A 24,632-nucleotide genomic window follows, 5' to 3' on the forward strand; every position below is an offset into this window, starting at 1 on the left:
AGGTCTATTAAACTTCAAAATGGAACATCATCTATCTTTGCAGTGATTCCATATTCATTTTCATATTGTCTAATAATCCTCATTGTTTCATCGGAAAATCCATCATTGCTGTGAAAATAAGGTATTCTACCTGTCGCAAGAGCTACCTCAAATGTTGTTCTCGCTTGCCTTCTCATAGCTTTCTTCAGTTTGAAAGCGAGCTTAGTTTGAGCGATATATATGTCGCTGATGGTGTCAAGTTCCCTCGGCGAGCCTCCCTTGAGAAGAATGTTATCGAAAGCCGAGTTTGGCACACCACCGATTCGCTTTGCGAGCAAAATATCGTTGGGACTGGGGCTCCCCGATTTGACCGGGACAATACGACCGGGATTCCTGACTTCATCCAGGCTGATGAACTTAAATTTGTGGACACGATTGTTGAACGCCTCGTCAATTGCTAGGCTGAAAGCGGACTGACGCGAATGACCGGCCTGCTCGAATTTTCGTATTACCTCTTCATTGGGACGTAACGGTGCTCCCCGTTTGAACTGCGGGTAGCGGACGGGATCTTCGAAATCCGGAATGGGAGAGATTTTGGACGTTATCGGACCATCGACGTCGTCTTTCGATGGGGGACGGGGAGGCGGCTCCGGGGGGACGGATTCAATTTTGGCGCTGCCGTGCCCCATTGCTTTAGGATTCGGCTCCAGCACGGACTGCATCGCCTTCGCGGCACTGCGACCCGATCGAAGCAGCGCCGGAGCCTCGAGGACGATGCCGCCGAGCACCGTGCCGACGAGGTCGTAGTGATAGCGATAGGCCTTGCTGATGAAGTCGTCCTGGAGGGTCCTGCCGTCCTCCATCAGCTGAATGAAGTCGGCGCCGGAGAGGGGCTGGCCTTTGTTGACCTGCAGGCGGGTCGCGAGATCGCCGGCGAGAGCCTTGTAGGCCGCGAGGCTGCCCCGCACCGGAATGCGCTTGAGTTCGTTCTGGAGATAGTCGACCGCGTCCAAGCTGCCCGTGACGGCAGCGAAGGCGATGGCCGCGGCATAGGCGTCCGCAAGGCTCTCCTGGAATTCGGGCGGCTGGCCGAGAGCCCGGCCTCCGCCCTGCCAGAAGGCGGGCTCGTAATGGGCCCTCATGTCTTCGAGGGAGTGGTCGATCTTGGAGTAAACCTCCCCCGAGAGCTTCCAGCGGGCGGCCTTCAGCTGGCCGGCGAACGCGGATGGATCGAACCCGCCGGGCCGGGCGAAGCCGAAGTTGGAGGGAGAGCCTCGGTCGAGCGGCTCGGGGATCGGCCCGGACAGCGGATCTCCATCCGGCGCCTGGGCGTTGGCCGGAGGCTGGGCGTGCGGCGCCGCGCCCCGAGGGACGGCGGGTGCGACGGGCGCGCGGCTGACGAGGCTGTCCTGAAACCGCTGCCCCCGGTCGACCAGGTCGGCGAGCTCGCCCTCGGAAAGCGAGGCGCCGGGATTGGCCTGGATCTGTCGGCGGAGCTCACCGTCGAGGCCGCGATAGGCGGCGAGACCGTTGTTCACGCTCATGCCGGGGAGGCCGGCTTCGAAGCGGTCGAGCGCCTCCGTGGTGCCGGTCAGCGCGCTGCCGATGAGCGCGGCGGCGTAGCCTGTCGCAGCCGCCTGGTGGAATCCGACGCTCTGGCCTTGCGCAAAAGCGCCACCCTGGTCAGCGGTCGGATCGTAGAGGGAGCGGATCTCGGCCTGCGCTCGGTCGATGACGGCAAGAATCCTTGCCCTGAACCGCTTCGGGGCGGCGCGCGCTTCGGCGACGAGCGCGGGGAAATCGAGACCGGCCGGCGCGTGGAAGCCGATTCCGGCAGGCTTGTTTGGGTCGGCCTTCGGTGCGACGGGCGCCGGAGGTGTCTCGCCGGGTTGCCGATAGCTGACGGGCGTCAGCACGGCGTCCCGATCGAGCGAGGCCGGATCGGCGCCGGCGGCCAATGCGGCCATCCCGCCGCGGGCGAGACCGAGGGGGTCCATACCGCCCGGCGCCGCCTGGGGCGGGCCGTTGCCCGCGAGGCCTGGAAGTCCGGGCATGCCCGTTGCGGATGTGCCGGCCGGCATGCCCGGCAGCGTCATGGTCGCGGTCGGTTGCCAGGATCCCGCCGGGACCGGTCCCTCCTGCGCCCGAACGGGCGGGGCGGCGGCTCCGGCCGGCGGCGACGCGAGCGGTCCCGCCGCCGCGCCGGATGGGCCGGCCGCCGCCGGGTCCGCCGGCCGGCGATCCGCCAGCGGGATCCGGAGCGGCATCCCGCCGGCCGGCGCGGCCCGAAGGCTGGCGACGTAGCGCTCGCCGGCCGTCCGCTGGCCCTCGAAGACCAGCTTCGCCAGCCCGGGGTCGAGGCTTTTGAGGATGCGGTTGGGGGTGAGGTCTGGGTGCCCCTGGCCGGTGGTGAGGATGGAGAGATAGTCCGGGGCGACGAGGCCCATGACGGCGTCGCGCTCGGCCGCGGCGCGGTCGCGGTCCTCGCCGTGCCGCTGCACCGCGTTGCGGGCGAACTTGCGCATCACGGCGTCGGAGGCGTCGGGGTGTCGCGTCCGGAACCAGGCGCCGGCATGGCCGTGCCCGCCATCGGCCAGGGTGGCGGGATCGATGGTCGTCGGCACGGATGCCGACACCGCATCGGCCGCGCCGTCCGGGCTGCCCGCATCGCCCGGGCCGGCCTCGCCCGGTGCCGGCGGGCGCTGCCAGATCGCCCGGCGTGCCTCGGGGTCGGCGAGGATGGCGGCGCCCTTGGCCGCCGCGAGCCTGTCGGGCAGGCCTTTGAGGCGGGCGTCCCAGGCCACCTGCGGCAGGTCGGGGTTGCGGGCGGTGCCGGTGAGCTGCTGCTCGGCGGCATCGCGCATGGCTGCGTCGGGATGCTCGGCGATGGTGCGCAGGAGCTCGGCGTCGAGCCCGTCCTGGCGCTCGACATGGTAGCGCCGCCGCTCGCCCGCCTCGGCCTCGGCGAGCGGGCCGGTGAGCTCGCTGCCGAGCTCGTCGATTCGCCAGGCCAGGCGCTGGCGCACCTCCGGCGACCAGCGGGCGGCCATGGCTTGCGCCTCGTCCCGGAACTGGGAGCGGAAGCGGCTGGTGGCGTCGCCGCCGCCGGGCGGCATGGCGTCCCGGGTGGCGCGGGCATAGGCGGCCTGGGTGACGGCGAAGCGCTGGAGATCGGCGCGGGCACGCGTCTGCAGCTCCGCCGGCGAGAAGTCGGGGATGCGGGGCATGAGGGCTCACGATGGGAGGGGAGCTCCGGCTGGCAGGCGGGCATGCGCGAGCGCCGCCGTCGCGCCGCGGGCAGCGGCGAGGCGTCGGACGTCAGGACATGCGAAAGCGGCCCCGGGGACGGCATGTCCCAGGCTGTTGTCGGCAGCGTTGGCGAGGGGCCGGAAAGCCGTTCCGGGGCGGATCAGGCGGGCTGCAGGCGCAGCACCGCACCGCACCGTCAGATTCTGCCATAGCCGCGCCGGAGATCAAGGAGGGGTGGCAATTCGAAAAAGCGCCGGTCGGGCTCTGCGCGGTATCGACGCGCGGTCGAAGAGCCGTCTCCCGATCGGTTGCGACATAGGGCTAGAAGCGCGCCGGGCTGAGTCCCGCGCCCGCGCGTGCTGCCCCGGCGCCCCGCCCCCTCCTACGGCCCGGCGGGCGCTTCCCCACCGGCGGCCGCGTCCGGCGGCGGGCGCGGCCAGCGGAAATCGTCGGCACGGCCTTCCTTCGGCGCCAGCGCCTCGCCGCGCAGCAGCACCCTGGCGGCGGAAGGGTCGGCGTTCGGCGGGAAGGGCGCGGGCGCGGTGCGGGCCGTGGTGGCGACCTGCGCCGGGCCGGCGGGCGCACCGCCGAGCAGCCCGCCGCCGGCGGTGGGCTCGACCGGGTCGAGCGGCTGCACCGGGCCGAATTCCGGCTTCTCCGGCTCGGGCGCTTCCAGGGCGGCGCCGGGGGCGGGCGCCCCGGCTGCCGCCGGCGCCTCCTTGTCGGTGGGGGCGAGCAGGGCGGTCGGCGGCGGGGCCGCCGCCGCCGGCGCCGCGTTCAGCACGCGGCGCAGCTCGCGCTCGACGTAATGGGCGGCGACCTGCGCGCCGGCTTTGGAGAAATGCACGCCGTCGCCCAGGCGCAGCTTGGTGATCTGGCCGTTCAGGTCCGGCCCCGAGACGGCATAGTCGCCGTCGTCGTTGACGAAGCTGTCCCAGATGTCGACATAGGTGCAGCCCGCCGCCTCGCAGCGCTCGCGATAGATCGCGTTGAACGACACCATGCCGGCGCTGAGGCTTGGGCTGCGCATCGGCGGCAAACCGACCCAGACGGTCTTGATGCCCTTGGCCTTCAGCTGGGCGAGCATGCCGTCGACCCGCTTGACATAGGCGGCGCGCCAGGCGTCGGTGTCCAGGTCATAGGTGGTGCCGTTGTCGCGCAGGGGCTGCCGGTCGTTGGATCCGATCAGGATCACCGCGGCGGCGATCGTGTCGCCCGAGGCCAGCACCTTGGCGAGCTCCTTGTCCCAGTCGTAGAAATCGTCGCGCACCAGGCCGGAGGACGCCTTGGTGCGCGATACCACGGCGATGTCGGGCCGGTCGGCGAACTGGGTCGAGAGGCCCCCGGCCAGGAGATCGGCCAGGGAATCGCCGATGACGTCGACGAAGATCGAGGGCGCCACCGCCGGCTCCTTGGGCTGCTCCTGCACCTTCTGCGGCGCGGGTGTCGCGAAGGGCGAGGCGCGTGGCTTGCGACGCGGCTTGACCGGCACGAAGCGCGGGCGCGCCTGCCGGTCCGGCTCGTAGCGCGGGCGCTCGGGCTCTCCGCCGAACAGCCGCTCCAGGAAGCCGGTGAAGCCGCCCTGCGCCAGCGCCGGAGCCGCGCCGCAGAGCGCCAGCCCGAGGAGACACAGCACGAGGAAGGAGACCCGACGCATGGCCCGCCAATATCACGATGATCGCGGCGCGGCGATGGCGCGCGCCGCCCGGTGCGCCGCCATGCGGCCGGGCCGCCTCACGGCACCGCGCCCATGCGCTGCAGCAGCGCCGATGTGGCATAGCCGTCGGCGGTGAGGCCGACCGAGGCCTGCCAGGCGCGCACCGCCGCCCGCGTCCCGGGCCCGACCTTGCCGTCGATGGTGTCGACGGAAAAGCCGAGCGCCACCAGCCGGCGCTGCATCGCCTCGAGCTGGACGCGCGTCAGCGCCTTGTCGTCCGCCGGCCAGGTGCCGGCGACCGGCCCGCCGCCGCGGATGCGGTCGGCCAGCAGTCCGACCGACAGGGTGTAGCTGTCGGAGATGTTGTAGCTCTTGATCGCCCAGTAGTTCTCCAGGGTCAGGAAGGCCGGGCCGCGGGCGCCGGCCGGCAGCAGCAGCCAGGCCTTGCCGTCGGCCGGCAGCGCCTGGCCGTCGGCCCGCGTCAGGCCGAGCTTCGCCCAGGCCGCCGGTGGCTGGCCCTCGTGGGGCGTGATCGCGGTGAAGTCGAAGTCCGCCGGCAGCCGCACCTCGTAGCCCCAGCGCTGCTTCGTCTTCCAGTCGTAGTGGTCGAGATAGGTGGCGATCGAGCCGAGCACGTCGGGCACGCTGCGCCAGATGTCGCGCCGGCCGTCGCCGTCCATGTCGACGGCGTGCTTGAGGAAGCTCGACGGCATGAACTGGGTCTGGCCGAGCGCGCCGGCCCAGGAGCCGGTCATGGCGCGCGGCGGGATGTCGTGCGCCTCGAGGATCTGCAGGGCCGCGATCAGCTCGCCGCGGAAATAGTCCGGGCGCCGCGTCGTGCAGCAGGCGAGGGTGGCGAGCGAGCGGATGGTGTCCGAATTGCCGGCGCCGCTGCCGTAATTGCTCTCCAGCCCCCAGATCGCCAGGATCACCGCCCGGTCGACGCCCGTCTCCCGCTCGATCCGGTCGAGCCAGGGCTTCCAGCGCCGGGCGAGGTCGCGCCCCTGCGCCACCCGGGCGTCGGTGACGCGGCTCTGGACATAGCTGCGGATGGTCTGGCTGAACTCCGGCTGCGCCCCGGCGAGGCTGATCACCTTCGGGTCCGGCGTCACCCCGGCGAAGGCCGCGTCGAAGGTGGCGCGGCTGACGCCGGCCTTCTCGGCCTGCGGCCACAACCCGGCGACGAAGGCGGCAAAATCCGCCGCCCGCGCCGGCGCGGCGGCGAGGAGCAGCACGGCGGCGGCGACGAGGAGGCCGCGCCCCGCGAGTCCCAGCCCGGCGCCGGTGCGCTGTGCGATCGTGCGGGCTCGGCTGGACATCGGCCTCTGGCGCTCCCCTGGCGCGGGCCGTCCGCCTGTGCAGCATTGCGGCCCCGCAGTTCGATTCGGCCGAGTTTGTGCTAAGAGGCGTGTTCGCACAACGAGGGACAAGGCATGCAGGCAGGACAGGCGATGCGCAGAACGAAGTCCCTGGACCCCGCGGTCGCTTCGGCCCTGCGCAGCATCGAGACCGAGCGGCGCGGCCTGGACGTGCTGGTCGCCGCCCTGTCGAACGGCCTGGGCGATGCTTTTGCTGCCTGCATCGCCCGCATCCAGGCGGCCAGGGGCCGCGTCATCGTCACCGGCATGGGCAAGTCCGGGCATGTCGGCCGCAAGATCGCGGCGACGCTGGCCTCGACCGGCACGCCGGCCTTCTTCGTCCATCCCGGCGAGGCCAGCCACGGCGATCTCGGCATGATCACCCCGGACGACGTGGTGATGGCCCTGTCCTGGTCGGGCGAGACGCGCGAGCTCGGCGACCTCATCGACTATGCCAGCCGCTTCGGCGTGACGCTGATCGCCGTGACCTGCTCGCCGGATTCGACCCTCGGCCGCGCCGCCGACATCTGCCTGGCCATGCCCAGGGCGGAAGAGGCCTGCCCGCACGGCCTGGCGCCGACCACCTCGGCGCTGATGCAGCTCGCCCTCGGCGACGCCCTTGCCGTGGCGCTGCTGGAGGCGCACGGCTTCACCGCCTCGCAATTCCGGGTCTACCACCCCGGCGGCAAGCTCGGCGCGGCGCTGAAATTCGTGCGCGACGTCATGCATGCCGGCGAGGGCATGCCGGTGGTGCCGGTCGGCAGCCTGATGTCGGAGGCGATGCTGGTGATGTCGTCCAAGGGCCTGGGCTGCGTCGGCGTGATCGACGGCGAAGGTGCGCTGCTGGGCATCGTCACCGACGGCGACCTGCGCCGCCACATGTCGAACGACCTGATGGCCCGCAGCGTCGACGTGGTGATGACGCGCCGGCCCCTGACCATCCGGCCCGACGTGCTGGTCGGCGAGGCGCTCGAGACGATGGAGGCGCGCAAGGTCACCGCGCTGTTCGTGGTGGACGGGCTCGCCCCCCTCGGCGTGGTCCATTTGCACGACCTCTTGCGCATCGGCCTGGTCTGACGGCACGCCGTGCGCCTCCTCGCCGAGAACCTCGTCTGCGAGCGCGGCGGCCGCGGCGTGTTCGCCGGCGTGTCCTTCACGCTCGATGCCGGCCGCCTCCTCGCCGTCACCGGCCGCAACGGCGCCGGCAAGTCGAGCCTGCTGCGCGTCGTGGCCGGGCTGGTGCCGAAGGCCGGCGGCAGCCTCGCCCTCGAAGGCGCGGATTCCGAGCGCGGCCTCGGCGAGCATTGCCACTATGCCGGCCATGCCGACGCCCTGAAGGCCTCGCTCACCGCCGGCGAGAACCTCGCCTTCTGGGCCGCCTTCTACGGCGACCCCTGGCTCGATCCGGACGAGGCGCTGGAGCGCCTCGCCATCGCCCATCTCGCCGACCTGCCGGCCGCCTATCTCTCCGCCGGCCAGAAGCGCCGCCTCACCCTCGCCCGGCTCTTCGTCTCGCGCCGCCCGCTCTGGCTGCTGGACGAGCCGACCTCGGCCCTCGACACGGCGACGCAGGCCCTGCTCGCCGCCCATATGCGCGAGCACCTCGCGGCCGGCGGCCTGATCCTCGCCGCGACGCATGCCGATCTCGGCCTGCCGGCGCAGCGGCTGGAGATCGGGGGATGAGGGGGAGAGGGGCGGCGGGGAGTTTTGTCGCGAGAGAGGCCCGAGCTCTAGCCGGTGTGCCACTGCGCCTTTCACCCACCACGCCGGCCGATCCCCTCCCCCTTGCGGGGAGGGGTAAGGGGTGGGGGTGGTGCAGAACAGCCGGGCCGGCTCGCAGAGGGCGCCCTGGGCAACGCGCTGCGGCATTTCCTGGTGGACCCCCACCCCTCACCCCTCCCCGTAAGGGGGAGGGGAGGCCGAGGCGTCGCGCTTCCATCGACGGCCGGAGCGTCTTGCTCCACCGCCGCACTCCGCCAGACAATGTATCCTTGCTGAGCGGAGCGTCCTCTCCGCCCCCCGCGCCATGACTGCCCTCGGCGCCCTCTTTCTGCGCGAAATACGCCTCGCCGTGCGCGTCGGCGGCGGGGCGATGATGGGGGTCGTGTTCTTCCTCGCGGTGGTCACGGTCATCCCCTTCGGCGTCGGCCCGGACATGGCGCTGCTCGGCCGCATCGGCCCGGCGGTGCTGTGGCTCGGGGCGCTGCTCGCCACCCTGCTCGGCCTCGACCGCCTGTTCCAGGCCGACCAGGAGGACGGCTCGCTCGACCTGATCCACCTTGCCGGCCCGCCGCTCGAGCTCGTCGTGGCGGTGAAGGTGGCGGCGCACTGGGTGGCGACCGGCCTGCCGCTGGTGGTGGCGGCCCCGGTCCTCGGCATCTTCGTCAACCTGCCCTTCGCCGGCGTCGGCGCGGTGACGCTGACGCTGCTGGTCGGCACGCCGGCTCTCACCTTCCTCGGCGCCATCGGCGCGGCGCTCACCGTGGCGCTCCGGCGCGGCGGCCTGCTCCTGTCGATCCTGATCCTGCCGCTGACCATCCCCGTGCTGGTGTTCGGCGTCGCCGCCGCCAACGCCGCGATCCTCGGCGCCGGACCCTTCCTGCCACCGTTCCTGATCCTGGCGGCGCTCACCCTGTTCGCGGTGGTGGTCGGGGCGGTGGCCTCGGCCTGGGCGCTGCGCTTCGCCTTGGAATAGGCGTGTGCCATCCCGCACATTGCCGCACCCGCCTGCCGCGACATTGTTTCGGCGCGTTGCGGAGATTAGAACCATCCCATGTGGAAGCTCGCCAACCCCACCGTCTTCCTCGCCGCCGTCTCGCGGGCCATGCCCTGGCTGATCGGCGTGACGCTGCTCCTGTTCGCCGCCGGGATCGCCGGCACGGTGCTCTCGCCCGACGACTACCAGCAGGGGGCCACCGTCAAGATCATGTATATCCACGTGCCCTCCGCCTGGCTGGCCATGGCCGGCTGGACGGTGATGTCGGTCTCGGCCATCGGCGCCCTGGTCTGGCGCCACCCGCTGGCGGAGGTGGCGATGAAGGCGGCCGCGCCGATCGGCGCCGGCTTCACCTTCGCCTGCCTCGTCACCGGTTCGCTCTGGGGCAAGCCGACCTGGGGCACCTGGTGGCAATGGGACGCGCGGATGACCTCGGTGCTGATCCTGTTCATCATGTATCTCGGCGTCATCGCCCTCTGGCGGGCGGTGGAGGATCCGAGCCGGGCGGCCAAGGCTTGCGCCGTGCTCGTCCTGGTCGGGGCGATCAACATCCCGATCATCAAGTTCTCGGTGGAGTGGTGGAACACCCTGCACCAGGGCGCTTCGGTGCTGCGCCTGGACGGCTCGACCATCGACGGCTCCATGCTCTGGCCGCTCCTGGTGATGGCGCTGGCCTTCACGATGCTGTTCGCGGTGCTGCACCTGCTCGCCATGCGCAACGAGATCCTGCGCCGGCGCATCCGCACCATGCGCCTGATGGCGGCGACGACCGGCGCGCCGGTCCTCGCCCAGCCCCTGGAGGCCTGAGATGGTGCTGTTCGGCATGGACCTCGGGCCGCACTGGGCCTTCATCGTCGCCGCCTATGCCGTGATGATCCTGGTCGTCGCCGCCCTGATCGCCTGGGTGCTGGTCGACCATCGCATCCAGGCGAGGACGCTGGCGGACCTGGAGGAGCGCGGCCTCACCCGCCGTTCCGGCCGCCGGCGCGAGGGCGCATGAGCGCCGGCGTCGAGCCGGCCGCCCGGCCGCGGCGCGCGCTCCTGTTCGTGCCGCTGGCCGCCTTCGGCCTGCTGGCCGCGGTGTTCGCCTATGTCTTCTGGCTGGGCGGCGACCCCTCCGCCATCCCCTCCGCCCTGATCGGCCGGCCGGCGCCCAATGCGCCGCTGCCGGCGCTGGAGGGCCTCGTCGGGCCGGACGGCAAGCCGGTCCCGGGCCTGCCCGCCGGGGAGCTCCGGAGCGGCAAGGTCACGGTGGTCAACGTCTTCGCCTCCTGGTGCGCGCCCTGCCGCGAGGAGCACCCGGTGCTGGAGGCCTTCGCCGCCGGCGGCAAGGCCCGGCTGGTCGGCATCAACTACAAGGACGATCCGGAGAACGCCCGTCGCTTCCTCGGGCGGCTCGGCAACCCCTACGCGGCCGTCGGCGTCGACGCCAAGGGCCGCGCCGCCATCGACTGGGGCGTCTACGGCGTGCCCGAGACCTTCGTGGTCGGCGGCGACGGCACCATCCGCTACAAGATCGTCGGTCCCCTCAGCCAGGAGGCCCTCGAGACGGTGCTGAAGCCCGAGGTCGAGAAGGCCGCTGTGCAATAGAGCGGCAGTCCGGCACAGGATCGCGGTTGCACGCGCAAATTGCCGGCCAAAATGCTCTAGATTCACGCAAGTGATTCGCCGGACCGATGGCCATGGCCGTCAACGACCTGACAACTCCCCTGGGCGTCGCGGAGGACAAGCCCTCCCGCCGGCGCCTGCGCCTGCCCGTGCGGGCCATCCTCGGCGGCGCCGTGCTGGCCGTGATGGCGCTGTTCGCCGGCTGGGTCGCGCTGGTCGACGACCCCCTCGGCGGCGAGCCGCGGGTGACGGTGGCGATCGACATGACGCCGCCGGCCGCTGCGCCCAAGCCGGCGGAGGCGCCCGGCGCCGCGCCGCCGGCCGAGACGAACGCGCGCACGGCGACCGCAGCCGACCTGGAGCAGCAGTCCGGCGTGGTCGTGGTGCGCGGCGGCGGCGCCGCGGCGCCGCCCTCGGTGATCGTGCGGGCGCCGGACCCGGCGGCGGCGGTGAAGCTCGCCCCGCCCGATCCGGCCCTGACCGAGCGCGGCAAGGCCGGCCCGCTGCCGAAGATCGGCGCCGACGGCCGCCGGCCGGCCGACGTCTATGCCCGGCCGGCGGCGGCGTCCGGCGCCAAGATCGCGCTGCCCCGCCTCGCCGTGCTGGTCGGCGGCATGGGCATCAGCCAGAACGGCACCGCCGAGGCGATCGCCAAGCTGCCCGGCGGCGTCAGCTTCGCCTTCGCCCCCTATGGCAGCGACCTCGACCGCCTGGTGCAGCAGGCCCGCGGCGCCGGCCACGAGGTGATGCTGCAGGCGCCGATGGAGCCCTTCGACTATCCCGACAACGATCCCGGCCCGCAGACGCTGCTGGCCGCGGCGCCCGCCGACCAGAATCTCGAGCGCCTGCACTGGCAGATGAGCCGCTTCGGCGGCTATGTCGGCATCACCAACTACATGGGCGGCAAGTTCACCGCCTCCGCCGAGGCGCTGGGGCCGATCCTCAAGGACGTCGCCGGCCGCGGTCTGATCTATGCCGACGACGGCTCCTCGCCGCGCAGCATCGCCGACCAGGTCGGCGCCTCCCTCGGCCTCGCCGTGCCCAAGGCCGACATGGTCATCGACGTGGTGCCGACGCCGCAGGCGGTCGATGCCGCTCTCGCCAAGCTCGAGCAGCTCGCCCGCGACAAGGGAACCGCCTTCGGCGTCGCCACCGGCCTGCCGCTGACCGTCGCCAAGCTGTCGGACTGGGCGCGTACCCTGGAGAAGCGCGGCGTGCAGCTGGTGCCCGTCAGCGAACTCGCGAGGAAGCAGCCGTGACCGACCGCAGCGCCCTGCCTTACCGCCCCTGCGTCGGCATCATGCTGCTGGACCGCGACGGCCGCGTCTTCATCGGCCGCCGCGGCGGCGGTGGCGCCGAGCCGGCCTTCGAATGGCAGATGCCGCAGGGCGGCATCGACGAGGGCGAGGAGCCGCGCGCGGCGGCGCTGCGCGAGCTTTGGGAGGAGACCAGCGTGCGCAGCGTCTCCCCGCTCGCCGAGGCGCCGGACTGGTACAGCTACGACCTGCCGCCGGAGGCGGTCGGCCGCGGCTGGACCCTCAGATATCGCGGCCAGACCCAGAAATGGTTCGCCTTCCGTTTCGAGGGCACCGGGGCCGAGATCGACATCGCCAGCCCGGCCGGCGGCACCGTCCGGCCGGAATTCGACGCCTGGCGCTGGGAGGCGATGGACCGGCTCCCCGGCCTGGTCGTGCCGTTCAAGCGGCCGGTCTACGAGAAGGTCGTCGCCGCCTTCCGGCATCTCGCGCCGTGACGGAGCGCCCCTACCGCCCGAATGTCGGCATCGCCCTGTTCAATCCGGCCGGGCTGGTCTTCGTCGGCCGGGCGCTGACCTCGGGGCCGGAGCTGGTGGTGCCGGGCTTCGAATGGCAATGCCCGCAGGGCGGCATCGACGAGGGCGAGGACATCCTCGCCGCCGCCCGGCGCGAGCTCTGGGAGGAGACCAATGTGCGCAGCGTCGCCGTGCTGGCGGTGACGCCGGACTGGTGGGCCTACGACTTCCCGCCCTATGACGGGCCGCCGCACAAGCTCTCCCCCTTCCGCGGCCAGAAGCAGCGCTGGGCGGCGTTGCGCTTCGAAGGCAGCGAGAGCGAGATCGACGTCGCCGACCTGCCGACCGGCGAGCCGCAGGAGATGGTCGAGTGGCGCTGGGAGCGCCTGGAGCGCCTGCCCGGCCTGGTCACGCCGCACAAGCGCGCCGTCTACGAGAAGATGGCCGCCGCCTTCGCTCCCTTTGCAGCGCCATAGCGTGGGTCCGCGCCGGTGCCCCTGCCGGCGAGGGATCTCATGCCTCCCGGATCAGGATCGCCGGGCCTTCGGTGTCGATCTCCGCTTCCCACACTGTCCAGCCGCGCTGCTCGTAGAAGGCGCGCAGGTCCGGCCGGCAGGCGAGGTAGAGGCGCGGGATGCCGAGCGCGGCGGTGCGCAGCACCGCCTCGGCCACCAGGGCGCCGCCAATGCCGCGGCACCGGGCCGCCGGGTCGACCCAGAGCGCCGCGACCCAGGGCGAATAGTCCGGCCGCGCCGCCTCCTCCGACAGGACGACCGACACCGTGCCGAGGAACTGGCCGTCCTCGTGCGCCACCAGGCAGAAAGGCAGCGGATCGCGGCCGAGGCTGTGGCGCGTCAGGACCGCGATCTGCTCCAGGGGATGTCCGTGCTCGCTCCAGAAGCCGCGCCAGATGCGGTCGGCCACCGTGCCGAGGAAGTCCGGCCGCCGGCGCAGGTCGCTGATCGTCACGGCGAGCCTCCAGCCGTCGCCCGCAGCGGGACCGGCGGACTCGCGAGCGGCCGCGCATCGAGGGCCGGCCACGCCGGCACCGCCTCACCAGACATGCCGCATCATAGCCGAATCGCCGGCTGTCGCCGAGCTATCCGCGCCGGCGGGATGCCTTTGACCACAAGATCGGCTATTCCTTAAGAACGCGCGGGCGACCGCGCGCGGGAGAACCATCTTCTTTACCATGGCCGAAGCCAGCCTGACGCCCGATGACATGGCCATTCGACCGGATCGCCGCCGCCGCGGCCTTTGGCGCAAGCTCGTCCTGGCGCTGGTGCTGCTCGGCCTGACGCCCTTCGCGCTGACCCTGGTCTATGCGGTGGTGCCGCCGATCTCGCTGCCGATGATCGGGCGGGCGGTGACCCTGCGCGACGTCGACCGGCGCTGGACACCGCTCGACAAGATCGCGCCGGCCCTGCCGATGGCCGTGCTCTCCTCCGAGGACGCGCGGTTCTGCCTGCACAACGGCGTCGATTTCGACGCGATCGAGCTGGTGCTCAACCAGGGCGGCGACAAGGGGCCCTCGCGCGGGGCCTCGACCATCGCCATGCAGGTGGCCAAGAACCTCTATCTCTGGTACCTGCCGACGATGGTGCGCAAGGTGGCCGAGATCCCGCTGGCGCTGTGGATCGACCTCATCTGGTCCAAGCAGCGCGTCATCGAGGTCTATCTCAACATCGCCGAATGGGGCGAGGGCATCTACGGCGCCGAGGCGGCGGCGCAATACTATTTCGACAAGCCGGCCGCGGCGCTGACCACGCGCGAGGCCTCGCTCCTGGCGGTGGCGCTGCCCAACCCGATCAAGCGCGACGCCGGCGATCCCAGCCGGCGGCTGCGCAGCCTCGCCAACCTGATCAGGAGCCGCGCCCAGGCCTCGGGCGCCATCCTCGCCTGCGTCAAATGAGGCCGCAGACCCGGTTCAAGAAACGGTTTGGCGCCTCTTCCTTCCGCCGCGCTCTTCCTGTATAGGCTGCCGCCTTATTCGAATGACCTGAGCGGTTTGCCGTCCGTCGCACGGCCCGCGAGCCCGAGAAGATGACGTCATGGCAGTTCCGAAGCGAAAGACTTCCCGCATGAAGCGCGGCTTCCGCCGCTCCGCCGATGCGCTCAAGGCCCCCACCTATGTCGAGGACAAGGACTCGGGCGAGCTGCGCCGGCCGCACCATATCGACCTGAAGAGCGGCATGTATCGCGGCCGCCAGATCCTGGTGCAGAAGACCGAGGCCTGAGTTCCGGGCACCCTCGGTCGGGAGGCCGGCTCCGCGCCGGCCTTTTTTGTGTGTCGACGGCCCGCCCCGCGCCATAATGTCGCCCATCTCTGGGGGGCCGCAACATCGCCGCGCCGTGTTGCGTCGGTGAAGCCCGTGTGTTAGGTGAGCCCGCAAGGTGGCGGAGGGGGGCTTGCTCCGGCCTCGAATCCGCTGAGAATTCAACTTACCCGTCAAGCACTTAGGCGCTGAACCCACGCGGGTTCGGGGTCTTGGGGCGGGTCCAGCAGGAAGACGCCCCGTGGCAGGCGAAGAACCCATCATCTCGGGCATGGCCGGGCGCTATGCGTCGGCGCTTTTCGATCTCGCCCAGAGCAGCGGCGCCGTCGATGCGGTCGGCGCCGATCTCGCCCGTTTCGAGGCTCTCGTCGCCGAGAGCGCCGACCTCGCCCGTCTGGTGCGCAGCCCGGTCTTCTCCTCCGAGGAGCAGACCAAGGCGATCATCGCCGTGCTGGAGCGCGCCGGCATCGGCGGCCTCGCCGCCAACTTCCTCAAGCTCGCCGCCCAGAACCGCCGCCTGTTCGCGGTGCACGACATGATCCGGGCCTACAAGGGGCTCGTCGCCCGCGCGCGCGGCGAGACCAGCGCCGAGGTCGTGGTGGCGCAGCCTCTCTCCGATTCGCACCTGGCGACCCTCAAGGACGCGCTGCGCAGCGCGACCGGCAAGGATGTCGCTCTCGACGTCAAGGTCGATCCGGGCCTGATCGGCGGGCTGACCGTGAAGATCGGCAGCCGCATGATCGACGCCTCGCTGAAGACCAAACTCCAATCGATCAAGATTGCCATGAAAGAGGTCGGCTGATGGACATCCGCGCCGCTGAAATTACCGCCATCCTGAAGGAGCAGATCAAGAACTTCGGGCAGGAAGCCGAGGTTTCCGAGGTCGGTCAGGTCCTCTCCGTCGGCGACGGCATCGCGCGCGTCTACGGCCTCGACAACGTCCAGATGGGCGAGATGGTCGAGTTCCCGGGCGGCACGCGCGGCATGGCGCTGAACCTGGAGAGCGATAATGTCGGCGTCGTGATCTTCGGCTCCGACCGCGAGATCGGCGAGGGCGACACGGTCAAGCGCACCGGCGCCATCGTCGACGTGCCGGTCGGCAAGGGCCTGCTCGGCCGCGTCGTCGACGCCCTCGGCAACCCGATCGACGGCAAGGGCCCGATCCAGTTCGACAAGCGCTCGCGCGTCGACGTCAAGGCGCCCGGCATCATTCCGCGCAAGTCGGTGCACGAGCCGATGGCCACCGGCCTCAAGGCCATCGACGCCCTGATCCCGATCGGCCGCGGCCAGCGCGAGCTGATCATCGGCGACCGCCAGACCGGCAAGACCGCGGTGGCGCTCGACACCATCCTCAACCAGAAGCCGCTCAACCAGGGCGACGACGAGAGCCAGAAGCTCTACTGCGTCTATGTCGCCGTCGGCCAGAAGCGCTCCACCGTCGCCCAGTTCGTCAAGGTGCTGGAGGAGAACGGCGCGCTCGACTATTCCATCATCGTCGCCGCCACCGCCTCCGACCCGGCGCCGATGCAGTTCCTGGCGCCCTTCGCCGGCTGCACCATGGGCGAGTATTTCCGCGACAACGGCATGCACGCCGTGATCATCTACGACGACCTCTCCAAGCAGGCCGTCGCCTATCGCCAGATGTCGCTGCTGCTGCGCCGCCCGCCGGGCCGCGAAGCCTATCCGGGCGACGTGTTCTACCTGCATTCGCGCCTGCTCGAGCGCGCCGCCAAGATGGGCAAGGAGGCCGGCCTCGGCTCGCTCACCGCCCTGCCGGTCATCGAGACCCAGGCCAACGACGTGTCGGCCTACATCCCGACCAACGTCATCTCGATCACCGACGGCCAGATCTTCCTGGAGACCGACCTGTTCTACCAGGGCATCCGCCCGGCGGTGAACGTCGGCCTCTCCGTGTCGCGCGTCGGCTCCTCGGCCCAGACCAAGGCGATGAAGAAGGTCGCCGGCAAGATCAAGGGCGAGCTGGCGCAGTATCGCGAGATGGCGGCCTTCGCCCAGTTCGGCTCCGACCTCGACGCCACCACGCAGCGCCTGCTCAACCGCGGCGCCCGCCTGACCGAGCTCCTCAAGCAGGCGCAGTTCTCGCCGCTGAAGATGGAAGAGCAGGTCGTGGTGATCTATGCCGGCGTCAACGGCTATCTCGATAAGCTGCCGGTCGCCAAGGTGAAGCCGTTCGAGGCCGGCCTGCTCGCCAAGCTGCGCGCCGAGGGCTCGATCCTCGAGGCGATCCGGACTTCGAAGGATCTCTCCGACGACGTCGCGGCCAAGCTCAAGGCGCAGGTCGAATCCTTCGCCAAGACCTTCGCCTGAACCCCGCGTCTAGACCGGAGAGGCGGGGACGATGCCGTCGCTGAAAGACCTACGCAACCGCATCGCCTCCGTGAAGGCGACGCAGAAGATCACCAAGGCCATGCAGATGGTCGCGGCGGCCAAGCTCCGCCGCGCCCAGATGGCGGCCGAGGCCGCGCGCCCCTATGCCGAGCGCATGGACGCCGTGCTCGCCAACCTCGCCGGGGGCGTCTCGGACATCCGCCAGGCGCCGAGGCTGCTGGCCGGCACGGGCAGCGACCAGGTCCATCTCCTGGTCGTGTGCACCGCGGAGCGGGGCCTGTGCGGCGCCTTCAACTCCTCCATCGCCCGCCTGGCGCGGGACAAGGCCAATTCCCTGCTGGCGCAGGGCAAGACCGTCAAGATCCTCTGCGTCGGCAAGAAGGGTGCGGACGTCCTCAAGCGCCAGTTCGAGAGGCTGATCATCGAGGTGATCGAGTTCCGCTCGGTGCGCCAGATCGGCTTCGAGCAGGCCGAGCAGGTCGGCGAGAAGGTGCTGGAGCTCTACGAGCAGGGCGGCTTCGACGTCGCCACCCTGTTCTACTCGAAGTTCCGGTCGGTGATCGCCCAGATCCCGACGGCCCAGCAGATCATCCCGGCCGAGGTCCCGGTGGCCAAGCCCGGCGAGATCCGGATCTCCTACGATTACGAGCCGGATGAAGGCGCCATCCTCGCCGACCTCCTGCCGCGCAACGTCTCGGTGCAGATCCTGCGCGCGCTTCTGGAGAACGGCGCCTCCGAGCAGGGCGCGCGCATGTCCGCCATGGACAATGCCACGCGCAATGCCGGCGAGATGATCAAGAAGCAGACCATCACCTACAACCGCACCCGCCAGGCGATGATCACGAAGGAGCTGATCGAGATCATCTCGGGCGCGGAAGCGCTCTGACCCCCGGCCGGGCTGCTTGGACCGGAGCCGCGGCTCCGGTCCAAGCAGCCCGGCCAAGACCTTGAGACCGTGAAATTTCCGAGCTCGCCCTCTGAGCGGAGTTCGGAAATTTTGATGCTTCCAGCCCAGGGAGACCCGCCATGGCCTACAGTACCAGCGCGACGACCAAGGGCGGCCGGGAAGGCCGCGCCGTCCTCGAGAACGGCGGCCTGGCCCTCGCCATGGCCTTCCCCAAGGAGCTCGGCGGCTCGGGCGAAGGCCACAATCCCGAGCAGCTCTTCGCGCTCGGCTATTCCGCCTGCTACGGCCAGGCCATCCTGGCGCTCGGCAAGAAGCATGGGCTCGATGGTTCCGCCGCCAAGGTGACCGTGGCGGTGACCCTCGACAAGGACGATGTCAGCTTCGCGCTTTCCGTCGACATCAAGGTTTCGATCCCCGGCGCCGACAAGGACAAGGTCCAGGCCCTGGCCGACGAAGCCCACACGATCTGCCCCTATTCGCGGGCGACCCGCGGCAACGTGCCCGTCACGATCGCCGCCGTCTGACCCGACCCGTTCCTGAAGGAGACATCTATGGCCAACCCGACCGGACGCGTTGCGCAGGTCATCGGCGCCGTCGTCGACGTGCAGTTCGAGGAGCATCTGCCCGAAATTCTCAATGCGCTGGAGACCAGCAACAACGGGCAGCGCCTCGTGCTCGAGGTGGCGCAGCACCTGGGCGAGTCGACCGTTCGCTGCATCGCCATGGATACGACCGAAGGGCTGGTGCGCGGCCAGAGCGTCAGCGACACCGGCGGTCCGATCCAGGTGCCCGTCGGCAACGCCACGCTCGGCCGCATCATGAACGTCATCGGTGAGCCGATCGACGAGGCCGGCCCGGTCCACGGCGAGGCCCTGCGTCCGATCCACGCGCCGGCGCCGAGCTATGCCGAGCAGTCGACGGAAGCGCAGATCCTGATCACCGGCATCAAGGTCGTCGACCTCTTGGCGCCCTACGCCAGGGGCGGCAAGGTCGGCCTGTTCGGCGGCGCCGGCGTCGGCAAGACCGTGCTGATCCAGGAGCTGATCAACAACGTCGCCAAGACCCATGGCGGCTTCTCCGTGTTCGCCGGCGTCGGCGAGCGCACCCGCGAGGGCAACGACCTCTATCACGAGTTCATCGAAGCGGGCGTCAACGCCGACCCGCACAACCCGGACTCCAAGGTCCAGTCGAAGTGCGCCATGGTGTTCGGCCAGATGAACGAGCCGCCGGGCGCCCGCGCCCGCGTCGCGCTCAGCGGCCTCACCGTCGCCGAGAACTTCCGCGACCAGGGCCAGGACGTGCTGTTCTTCGTCGACAACATCTTCCGCTTCACCCAGGCCGGCTCGGAAGTGTCGGCCCTGCTCGGGCGCATCCCCTCGGCCGTGGGCTATCAGCCGACGCTCGCCACCGACATGGGCGCGCTGCAGGAGCGCATCACCACCACCACCAAGGGCTCGATCACCTCGGTGCAGGCGATCTACGTGCCGGCCGACGACCTGACCGACCCGGCGCCGGCGACCTCCTTCGCCCATCTCGACGCCACCACGGTGCTGTCGCGCTCCATCGCCGAGAAGGGCATCTACCCGGCGGTCGACCCGCTCGACTCCACCTCGCGCATGCTGACCGCCGCGGTCGTCGGCGAGGAGCACTACAACACCGCCCGCGCCGTGCAGCAGATCCTGCAGCGCTACAAGGCGCTGCAGGACATCATCGCCATTCTCGGCATGGACGAGCTTTCCGAAGAGGACAAGCTCACCGTCGCCCGCGCCCGCAAGATCGAGCGCTTCCTGTCGCAGCCCTTCGAGGTGGCGCAGACCTTCACCGGCGCGCCGGGCGTGCAGGTGAAGATCGAGGACACGGTCAAGGGCTTCAAGGGCATCGTCGAGGGCAAGTACGACTACCTGCCGGAGGCGGCCTTCTACATGGTCGGCACCATCGAGGACGCCGTCGAGAAGGGCAAGCGCCTCGCCGCCGAGGCGGCGTGAGCCGCCCGCCCGGACGGGACCGCGGGGCCGGGCGCCGCGCGGACCCGCCGAGACTCTGAGACAGCAGGATTTCGCCGATGGCCACTTTTCAGTTCGAGCTCGTCACGCCGGAGAAGCTCCTGTTCTCCGGGCCGGTCGAGGGGGTCGTCATCCCCGGCACGGAGGGCGATTTCGAAGTGCTGGCGCAGCACGCGCCGGTCATGTCGACCATCCGGCCGGGCCTGATCGCGGTGCGCGAGACCGCCTCGGGCGCGCCGCGCCGCCTGTTCGTGCGCGGCGGCTTCGCCGAGGTCAATCCGGACGGCCTGACCATCCTGGCCGAGCAGGCCATTCCCGTCGAGGAGCTCTCGCCCGAGAGGCTCGCCCGCGAGATCACCATGATGGAGGAGGACGTGGCGGACGCGACCTCCGACGTCGCGCGGGCCAAGGCGGCGCTGAAGCTCGGCCAGCTGCGCGAGCTGCAGCGGGCCATCGCTCACTGATCCCCACGCGCCATCACGCTCCAAAGCCGCCTCCGGGCGGCTTTTTCACGTGCAGAAGCCCCGCCGTGGGGGCGGGGCTTCCTCGGGCATCGGGACCTTTGTCCGGGCGCGACGGGTCCCGAGGCTCGTCCGGTGAGGGCTCAGCGGCAGATGCGCACGCGAACCCAATGGTAGCCGTAGTAGCGTCATAGACGCGCTGGCTGCGCCAGAAGCAGGCCGGCGCGTAGTAGTAGGCCGGACGGTAGCTGTTGTAGTAGGAGTTGGCGGCGATGCCGCCGAGCAGCAGGCCGCCGATGGCGCCGGCGGCGAAGGCACCGCCCCGGCCCCAGCCCGCTTCGGCCGTGCCGGTGGTGGCGAGGGTGGCGCCGGCGAGCGTCGCTGCGACGAGGCTGGCGGAGATGAGCTTCCTGAACATGGTGGTCGTCCTCTGGTCTGATCCCGGCGCGGCTGCGCTCGATCGATGGGACGACTCTACTCAGCGCCCGCCGCCCCGCCGTGCGCCTTGGCACAGGGCGGCGGAGCGCGTCTCGTTGGGCCGGTTCAGTACATGGCGTCGGGCATCGAGGCCTTCTTGCGCTCGATGAAGTCGCGCAGCGCCTCGTCGACGCCCGGGTCGATCGCCGGCGCCTCGTACTCCGCCAGCATCTTCTTCCAGATGCGGTTGGCCCGCTGCGGCGCGTCCTGCTTGCCCTCCGCCTCCCATTGCTCGACCGAATTGTTGTCGGCGACGCTGGAGCGGTAGAACGCCGTCTCGAAATTCGCCTGGGTATGGGCGCAGCCGAGGAAATGGCCGCCGGGCTCGACCTGATGGAAGGCCTCCATCGCCTGGCCGTTCTCGGACATGTCGACGCCCTTGGCCAGCACGTGCATGGCGCCGAGCTGGTCGAAATCCATGATGAACTTCTCGTAGGAGGCGGAGAGGCCGCCCTCCATCCAGCCGGCGGCGTGCAGCACGAAATTGGCGCCGGCATGGATGGTCGGCAGGAGCGTGTGCGCGCTCTCATAGGCCGCCTGCGCATCGGGGATCTTGGAGGCGCAGAGCGAGCCGCCGGTGCGGAACGGCATCTTCATCCGCCGGGCGAGCTGCGCCGCGCCGTAGATGCACAGCGCCGCCTCCGGCGTGCCGAAGGTCGGCGCGCCCGACTGCATCGACAGGGTCGAGACGAAGGTGCCGAAGATCGCCGGCGCGCCGGGACGCACCAATTGCAGGAAGGAGACGCCCGCCAGCACCTCGGCCAGGACCTGCGTCAGCGTGCCCGCCACCGTCACCGGGCTCATCGCGCCGGAGAGGATGAACGGGGTGATGATGCAGGCCTGGTTGTTCTGGGCGTAGACGTCGGCCGCGCCGAGCATGGTGTTGTCCCACACCATCGGCGAATTGGCGTTGATCAGGCTGGTGCAGACGGTGTTCTGCTGAATGAAGTCGGTGCCGAACAGGATCTCCGCCATCTTGACGGTGTCGAGCGCCCGGTCGGGATGGGTCACCGAGCCCATGAACGGCTTGTCCGACAGCCGCATATGCGCATAGACCATCTCCAGATGCCGTTTGTTCACCGGCAGGTCGACGGGCTCGCACACCGTGCCGCCGGAATGGTGCACATAGGGCGTCATGTAGGCGAGCTTCACGAAATTGCGGAAATCCTCGATCGTGCCGTAGCGCCGGCCCTTGTCGAGGTCGTGGACGAAGGGCGAGCCGTAGTTCGGCGCGAACACCGTGGCCTTGCCGCCGATCTGGACGCTGCGCTCGGGGTTGCGGGCGACCTGGGTGTACTGGGACGGCACGGTCGAGATCAGCCGGCGGGCGAGGCCGCGGGGGAAGCGCACCCGCTCGCCCCTGACGTCGGCGCCGGCGCCCCTGAGCAGTTCCAGGGCCCGGGGATAGTCGCGGAACTCGATGCCGATCTCCTCGAGCAGCGTCTCGGCATTGTGCTCGATGATCTGCATCGCCTCTTCCGAGAGCACCTCGGTCAGCGGCAGGTTGCGGGTGATGAACGGCACCGCGACGCCGGAGCGCTGGGCCCGCGCCGCCCGCCGGGCATCGCGCCCGCGCCGTGCCGCGTGACCTTCGTGGGCTTCCGCTGCCTCCGCCATCGCCGTTCTCCCAGGGCTTTTCCGACATGAGCCTATCTCAAAAAGACATAGGCGAGGCGGCCGCCCGGCCACGGCCCAGGCCCGCCGCCGTTTTGCCTCGTCGCGACAGAAGCGGCGTGCGGAGGACAGCAAGCCGAGGCCTGTACGGCGCCTGCACGCGTCGTTAACGGCAGGTTCACACCGTTCGCGCAATTCTAGCGGCAGGGGGGTGCTGAATTTGCCGATTTGGAGAGTTCCCGTGTCCAGAACCATCACCCTTGCAGCCGCTCTCGCCCTGGCCGTCGCCGGCGCGCCGCTGCTCGCTGCGGCTCCGGCCGCGGCGGCCGACGGACGCAACGCGGCATTCGTCGGCGGCCTGGCCGCCGGCGCCGTCGGCGGCGTCCTGCTCGGCCAGGCCCTCGCGCCGCAGCCGGTCTATGCCGCGCCGGCTCCCGTCTATGCGGCGCCGCCGCCGACCCCCGTCGCCTACGATCCCTATTTCGACCAGATGACCCGCCTGCACATGGCATGCGATGCCGGCAACCGCTCGGCCTGCGTGCATTTCGGCGTCATCATCGGCGAGCACCGGGAGAAGATGGCGGAATGGCGCCGGCTGCATCCCGACTTCTTCACCTGGGAGCGCTATTGATCCCGGTCCACGGCGGGGCGGCCTTGGCCGCCCCGCCGTGTTCCTGCCCATTGGGAGGCAGCGCGGTCTTGCCCCCCGTAGCGCGCAGCGCGGTCTTGCCCCATTGACGGCCCCGCTGCTTGCGTCCATCTGATGGGCAGCTGACTGTCCTGGGCGCCCCCGATGATCCCGTCCTATTCCCGCTTCGGCATTTCTCCCCGTCACGCCACCGTGCCGGTGCAGGTGGGCGAAGGCCCCGGCAGCGTCGTGGTCGGCGGCGGGCAGCCGATCGTCGTGCAGTCGATGACCAACACCGACACGGCCGACGCCGACGCCACGGTGAAGCAGGTCGCCGCCCTCGCCCGCGCCGGCTCGGAGCTGGTGCGCATCACCGTCGACCGCGACGAGGCCGCCGCCGCCGTGCCGCGCATCAAGGAGCGGCTCCTGCGCATCGGCGTCACCGTGCCGATCGTCGGCGACTTCCACTATATCGGCCACAAGCTCCTGGCCGATCATCCCGCCTGCGCCGAGGCGCTGGACAAGTACCGCATCAATCCCGGCAATGTCGGCTTCCGCGAGAAGCGCGACCGCCAGTTCGGCGCCATCATCGAGACGGCGATGCGCTGGGGCAAGCCGGTGCGCATCGGCGCCAACTGGGGCTCGCTCGACCAGGAGCTGCTCACCCATCTCATGGACGAGAACGCCCGCAGCGACACGCCGGTCGACGCGCGCGCGGTGACCTGGGAGGCGCTGGTGCAGTCGGCGCTGCTCTCGGCCGACCGCGCGGTCGAGATGGGCATGCCGAAGTCGCGCATCATCCTCTCCACCAAGGTCTCGGCGGTGCAGGACCTGCTGGCGGTCTATGGCGAGCTCGCCGCCCGCTCCGACTATGCCCTGCATCTCGGCCTGACCGAGGCCGGCATGGGCTCCAAGGGCATCGTCGCCTCCGCCGCTGCCTTGGCGCCGCTGCTGCAGGCCGGCATCGGCGACACCATCCGCGTCTCGCTGACGCCCGAGCCGAACGGCGACCGCAGCACGGAAGTGAAGGTGGCGCAGGAGATCCTGCAGGTGATGGGCATCCGCACCTTCGTGCCGCTGGTCGCGGCCTGCCCCGGCTGCGGGCGCACGACCTCCACCGTGTTCCAGGAGCTGGCCCAGGACATCCAGGGCTTCATCGTCGACAGCATGCCGGAATGGAAGACCCGCTATCCCGGCGTCGAGACGCTGAAGGTCGCGGTGATGGGCTGCATCGTCAACGGCCCGGGCGAGTCCAAGCACGCCGATATCGGCATCTCCCTGCCCGGCACCGGCGAGACGCCGACGGCGCCGGTCTTCGTCGACGGCCAGAAGGTGGCGACCCTGCGCGGCGCGGGCCTGACGACCGACTTCAAGCGCATGGTGATCGACTATATCGACAACCGTTTCGGCATCGGCGCCAAGACCGCGGCAGAGTAGGATCCGGCCGAAGCAGAATAAAGCGCGCAATGCCTTCCCCGCTGCGTGGCTGTTGTGTTCACACATTTAGGTATTCGAGGCCTACCTAAGGTGATTCTCTCTCGCACGATTGATTCGCGAGAGATGGGCGATGGATATTTGC

25 protein-coding genes are annotated in these 24,632 nt (G+C 70.3%); 19 read left to right on the forward strand and 6 right to left on the reverse strand.

The genetic code is table 11. The features are described from left to right. Window positions 1-14 precede the first annotated feature (14 nt). The 3 genes from QO011_RS06260 to QO011_RS06270 form a co-directional block, all read right to left on the reverse strand. Window positions 15-3,206: a restriction endonuclease fold toxin gene (locus QO011_RS06260; protein WP_307269098.1), complete on the reverse strand. Its 3,192-nt coding sequence runs from the start codon at window positions 3,204-3,206 to the stop codon at window positions 15-17. 404 nt (window positions 3,207-3,610) lie between these two features. Beyond that, entirely contained in the window at window positions 3,611-4,885 is a 1,275-nt protein-coding gene (locus tag QO011_RS06265; protein WP_307269100.1) for an SGNH/GDSL hydrolase family protein, read from the reverse strand. 77 nt (window positions 4,886-4,962) lie between these two features. Then, window positions 4,963-6,204 (reverse strand): lytic murein transglycosylase, encoded by a 1,242-nt coding sequence (locus tag QO011_RS06270; protein ID WP_307269103.1) that lies wholly within the window; start codon window positions 6,202-6,204, stop codon window positions 4,963-4,965. Between the two features lie 132 nt (window positions 6,205-6,336). Between QO011_RS06270 and QO011_RS06275 the strand changes: the two genes are divergently transcribed. The 9 genes from QO011_RS06275 (at window position 6,337) to QO011_RS06315 (ending at window position 12,814) form a co-directional block, all read left to right on the forward strand. Further along, window positions 6,337-7,320, forward strand: a complete 984-nt coding sequence (locus QO011_RS06275; RefSeq protein WP_307269105.1) for a KpsF/GutQ family sugar-phosphate isomerase — start codon at window positions 6,337-6,339, stop codon at window positions 7,318-7,320. 9 nt (window positions 7,321-7,329) lie between these two features. Next, the gene (gene ccmA / locus QO011_RS06280) at window positions 7,330-7,926 is read left to right on the forward strand and encodes a heme ABC exporter ATP-binding protein CcmA (RefSeq protein ID WP_307269108.1); all 597 of its coding nucleotides are present in this window, start codon (window positions 7,330-7,332) and stop codon (window positions 7,924-7,926) included. Between the two features lie 343 nt (window positions 7,927-8,269). Next, on the forward strand, window positions 8,270-8,938 hold the full coding sequence (gene ccmB, locus QO011_RS06285; protein ID WP_307269110.1) for a heme exporter protein CcmB: 669 nt from the start codon (window positions 8,270-8,272) through the stop codon (window positions 8,936-8,938). A 78-nt stretch (window positions 8,939-9,016) separates the two neighbouring features. Continuing rightward, window positions 9,017-9,766 (forward strand): heme ABC transporter permease, encoded by a 750-nt coding sequence (locus tag QO011_RS06290; protein ID WP_307269114.1) that lies wholly within the window; start codon window positions 9,017-9,019, stop codon window positions 9,764-9,766. Between the two features lies 1 nt (window position 9,767). Next, window positions 9,768-9,959, forward strand: a complete 192-nt coding sequence (gene ccmD, locus QO011_RS06295) for a heme exporter protein CcmD (RefSeq protein WP_307269117.1) — start codon at window positions 9,768-9,770, stop codon at window positions 9,957-9,959. Beyond that, window positions 9,956-10,549: a DsbE family thiol:disulfide interchange protein gene (locus tag QO011_RS06300; RefSeq protein WP_307269119.1), complete on the forward strand. Its 594-nt coding sequence runs from the start codon at window positions 9,956-9,958 to the stop codon at window positions 10,547-10,549. Before ccmD ends, QO011_RS06300 begins: the two co-directional genes overlap by 4 nt. A gap of 92 nt (window positions 10,550-10,641) precedes the next feature. Beyond that, on the forward strand, window positions 10,642-11,826 hold the full coding sequence (locus QO011_RS06305; protein WP_307269122.1) for a divergent polysaccharide deacetylase family protein: 1,185 nt from the start codon (window positions 10,642-10,644) through the stop codon (window positions 11,824-11,826). After that, window positions 11,823-12,320: an RNA pyrophosphohydrolase gene (locus QO011_RS06310; RefSeq protein WP_307269125.1), complete on the forward strand. Its 498-nt coding sequence runs from the start codon at window positions 11,823-11,825 to the stop codon at window positions 12,318-12,320. The genes QO011_RS06305 and QO011_RS06310 overlap by 4 nt, the downstream gene beginning before the upstream one ends. Further along, window positions 12,317-12,814 (forward strand): RNA pyrophosphohydrolase, encoded by a 498-nt coding sequence (locus QO011_RS06315; RefSeq protein ID WP_307269127.1) that lies wholly within the window; start codon window positions 12,317-12,319, stop codon window positions 12,812-12,814. The genes QO011_RS06310 and QO011_RS06315 overlap by 4 nt, the downstream gene beginning before the upstream one ends. 37 nt (window positions 12,815-12,851) lie before the next feature. Here the strand turns inward: QO011_RS06315 and QO011_RS06320 are convergent, their stop codons facing one another. Further along, the gene (locus QO011_RS06320; RefSeq protein WP_307269130.1) at window positions 12,852-13,307 is read right to left on the reverse strand and encodes a GNAT family N-acetyltransferase; all 456 of its coding nucleotides are present in this window, start codon (window positions 13,305-13,307) and stop codon (window positions 12,852-12,854) included. A gap of 253 nt (window positions 13,308-13,560) precedes the next feature. Between QO011_RS06320 and mtgA the strand changes: the two genes are divergently transcribed. From mtgA to QO011_RS06360, 8 genes are all read left to right on the forward strand, one after another. Beyond that, complete coding sequence (mtgA, locus tag QO011_RS06325; RefSeq protein ID WP_307269132.1) at window positions 13,561-14,250, forward strand: monofunctional biosynthetic peptidoglycan transglycosylase; 690 nt, start codon at window positions 13,561-13,563, stop codon at window positions 14,248-14,250. Window positions 14,251-14,389: 139 nt separating this feature from the next. Next, window positions 14,390-14,575: a 50S ribosomal protein L32 gene (rpmF, locus tag QO011_RS06330; RefSeq protein ID WP_307269133.1), complete on the forward strand. Its 186-nt coding sequence runs from the start codon at window positions 14,390-14,392 to the stop codon at window positions 14,573-14,575. A gap of 280 nt (window positions 14,576-14,855) precedes the next feature. After that, on the forward strand, window positions 14,856-15,416 hold the full coding sequence (locus tag QO011_RS06335) for a F0F1 ATP synthase subunit delta (protein ID WP_307269135.1): 561 nt from the start codon (window positions 14,856-14,858) through the stop codon (window positions 15,414-15,416). Then, entirely contained in the window at window positions 15,416-16,942 is a 1,527-nt protein-coding gene (gene atpA / locus QO011_RS06340; RefSeq protein ID WP_307269138.1) for a F0F1 ATP synthase subunit alpha, read from the forward strand. The genes QO011_RS06335 and atpA overlap by 1 nt, the downstream gene beginning before the upstream one ends. A 31-nt stretch (window positions 16,943-16,973) precedes the next feature. Beyond that, window positions 16,974-17,849 carry a F0F1 ATP synthase subunit gamma gene (locus QO011_RS06345; RefSeq protein ID WP_307269140.1) on the forward strand — a complete coding sequence of 292 codons (876 nt, stop codon included), beginning with the start codon at window positions 16,974-16,976 and terminating at the stop codon, window positions 17,847-17,849. A gap of 140 nt (window positions 17,850-17,989) precedes the next feature. Further along, window positions 17,990-18,394, forward strand: a complete 405-nt coding sequence (locus QO011_RS06350) for an organic hydroperoxide resistance protein (RefSeq protein WP_307269143.1) — start codon at window positions 17,990-17,992, stop codon at window positions 18,392-18,394. 27 nt (window positions 18,395-18,421) lie between these two features. Further along, on the forward strand, window positions 18,422-19,855 hold the full coding sequence (gene atpD, locus QO011_RS06355) for a F0F1 ATP synthase subunit beta (RefSeq protein WP_307269146.1): 1,434 nt from the start codon (window positions 18,422-18,424) through the stop codon (window positions 19,853-19,855). A 77-nt stretch (window positions 19,856-19,932) separates the two neighbouring features. Continuing rightward, window positions 19,933-20,337 (forward strand): F0F1 ATP synthase subunit epsilon, encoded by a 405-nt coding sequence (locus QO011_RS06360; protein ID WP_307269148.1) that lies wholly within the window; start codon window positions 19,933-19,935, stop codon window positions 20,335-20,337. Between the two features lie 13 nt (window positions 20,338-20,350). On the opposite strand, the gene QO011_RS06365 is transcribed toward QO011_RS06360, so the two are convergent. Both QO011_RS06365 and QO011_RS06370 read right to left on the reverse strand, forming a co-directional pair. Further along, on the reverse strand, window positions 20,351-20,752 hold the full coding sequence (locus tag QO011_RS06365; protein ID WP_307269151.1) for a hypothetical protein: 402 nt from the start codon (window positions 20,750-20,752) through the stop codon (window positions 20,351-20,353). A gap of 125 nt (window positions 20,753-20,877) precedes the next feature. Further along, on the reverse strand, window positions 20,878-22,428 hold the full coding sequence (locus QO011_RS06370) for a trimethylamine methyltransferase family protein (protein WP_307269153.1): 1,551 nt from the start codon (window positions 22,426-22,428) through the stop codon (window positions 20,878-20,880). A gap of 238 nt (window positions 22,429-22,666) precedes the next feature. On the opposite strand from QO011_RS06370, the gene QO011_RS06375 reads away from it, so the two are divergent. Both QO011_RS06375 and ispG read left to right on the forward strand, forming a co-directional pair. Continuing rightward, complete coding sequence (locus tag QO011_RS06375) at window positions 22,667-23,056, forward strand: hypothetical protein (RefSeq protein ID WP_307269156.1); 390 nt, start codon at window positions 22,667-22,669, stop codon at window positions 23,054-23,056. A gap of 162 nt (window positions 23,057-23,218) precedes the next feature. Continuing rightward, window positions 23,219-24,490 carry a flavodoxin-dependent (E)-4-hydroxy-3-methylbut-2-enyl-diphosphate synthase gene (ispG, locus tag QO011_RS06380; protein ID WP_307269158.1) on the forward strand — a complete coding sequence of 424 codons (1,272 nt, stop codon included), beginning with the start codon at window positions 23,219-23,221 and terminating at the stop codon, window positions 24,488-24,490. Window positions 24,491-24,632 lie beyond the last annotated feature (142 nt).

It is taken from the genome of Labrys wisconsinensis (genome assembly GCF_030814995.1).
In the GTDB taxonomy this organism is placed as follows: Bacteria; Pseudomonadota; Alphaproteobacteria; order Rhizobiales; family Labraceae; genus Labrys; species Labrys wisconsinensis.

Excerpts from the sequence above, each read along its gene's own strand:
- ispG (WP_307269158.1), top strand. The coding sequence starts at position 23,219 with ATGATCCCGTCCTATTCCCGCTTCGGCATTTCTCCCCGTCACGCCACC.
- QO011_RS06345 (WP_307269140.1), top strand. The coding sequence starts at position 16,974 with ATGCCGTCGCTGAAAGACCTACGCAACCGCATCGCCTCCGTGAAGGCG.
- QO011_RS06370 (WP_307269153.1), bottom strand. The coding sequence starts at position 22,428 with ATGGCGGAGGCAGCGGAAGCCCACGAAGGTCACGCGGCACGGCGCGGG.
- mtgA (WP_307269132.1), top strand. The coding sequence starts at position 13,561 with ATGGCCATTCGACCGGATCGCCGCCGCCGCGGCCTTTGGCGCAAGCTC.
- atpA (WP_307269138.1), top strand. The coding sequence starts at position 15,416 with ATGGACATCCGCGCCGCTGAAATTACCGCCATCCTGAAGGAGCAGATC.
- QO011_RS06290 (WP_307269114.1), top strand. The coding sequence starts at position 9,017 with ATGTGGAAGCTCGCCAACCCCACCGTCTTCCTCGCCGCCGTCTCGCGG.
- QO011_RS06305 (WP_307269122.1), top strand. The coding sequence starts at position 10,642 with ATGGCCGTCAACGACCTGACAACTCCCCTGGGCGTCGCGGAGGACAAG.
- QO011_RS06260 (WP_307269098.1), bottom strand. The coding sequence starts at position 3,206 with ATGCCCCGCATCCCCGACTTCTCGCCGGCGGAGCTGCAGACGCGTGCC.
- QO011_RS06270 (WP_307269103.1), bottom strand. The coding sequence starts at position 6,204 with ATGTCCAGCCGAGCCCGCACGATCGCACAGCGCACCGGCGCCGGGCTG.
- QO011_RS06350 (WP_307269143.1), top strand. The coding sequence starts at position 17,990 with ATGGCCTACAGTACCAGCGCGACGACCAAGGGCGGCCGGGAAGGCCGC.
- atpD (WP_307269146.1), top strand. The coding sequence starts at position 18,422 with ATGGCCAACCCGACCGGACGCGTTGCGCAGGTCATCGGCGCCGTCGTC.
- QO011_RS06265 (WP_307269100.1), bottom strand. The coding sequence starts at position 4,885 with ATGCGTCGGGTCTCCTTCCTCGTGCTGTGTCTCCTCGGGCTGGCGCTC.
- QO011_RS06360 (WP_307269148.1), top strand. The coding sequence starts at position 19,933 with ATGGCCACTTTTCAGTTCGAGCTCGTCACGCCGGAGAAGCTCCTGTTC.
- ccmD (WP_307269117.1), top strand. The coding sequence starts at position 9,768 with ATGGTGCTGTTCGGCATGGACCTCGGGCCGCACTGGGCCTTCATCGTC.
- ccmB (WP_307269110.1), top strand. The coding sequence starts at position 8,270 with ATGACTGCCCTCGGCGCCCTCTTTCTGCGCGAAATACGCCTCGCCGTG.
- QO011_RS06275 (WP_307269105.1), top strand. The coding sequence starts at position 6,337 with ATGCGCAGAACGAAGTCCCTGGACCCCGCGGTCGCTTCGGCCCTGCGC.
- QO011_RS06300 (WP_307269119.1), top strand. The coding sequence starts at position 9,956 with ATGAGCGCCGGCGTCGAGCCGGCCGCCCGGCCGCGGCGCGCGCTCCTG.
- rpmF (WP_307269133.1), top strand. The coding sequence starts at position 14,390 with ATGGCAGTTCCGAAGCGAAAGACTTCCCGCATGAAGCGCGGCTTCCGC.
- QO011_RS06365 (WP_307269151.1), bottom strand. The coding sequence starts at position 20,752 with ATGTTCAGGAAGCTCATCTCCGCCAGCCTCGTCGCAGCGACGCTCGCC.